General features: G+C 23.8%; 1 protein-coding gene. It reads left to right on the forward strand.

The window, feature by feature from the left end; all coding sequences use genetic code 11:
• Positions 1-241 precede the first annotated feature (241 nt).
• On the forward strand, positions 242-411 hold a 170-nt coding region (locus HUN22_RS17750), incomplete at its 3' end, for a BapA/Bap/LapF family prefix-like domain-containing protein (RefSeq protein ID WP_174732107.1).

Genomic DNA, 411 nt, shown 5'->3' on the forward strand with positions numbered 1-411 from the left:
TTATTCTTTATTAAGTTTATGAAAAACAATATTTATTATTTCTGAATTTTGATTGGTTGATAAATAAATTTTTTGTTGCTATTTTTTTGTGATGCAATTCATGTTCTTAATTTCTTTATGTGTTGAAATTTACTTTCATTTTCTCTAGTTTAACCCTTAGTTTGAGCTCTTTTTATTTAATAATATTTAAGCGCTCTAAATTGGATTGGTATAATTAAATAATCTTATAAAGGGGAAGAATATGTCTGAAATAAGAGTAATTTCTAAAGAAAGTCATGAAACGTTAGAAATTACAACAAAGGATACAGTTTCTCTTTCTGAAGCATCTGTTATTTTAATAAAGGTAAATAAAGATGATGTTTCTGAAATTAGACAAGACGGTAGAAATGCAATTATTACTTTAAAAAATGG

This window comes from Acinetobacter lactucae (assembly GCF_013344765.1).
Lineage (GTDB): Bacteria > Pseudomonadota > Gammaproteobacteria > Pseudomonadales > Moraxellaceae > Acinetobacter > Acinetobacter lactucae_A.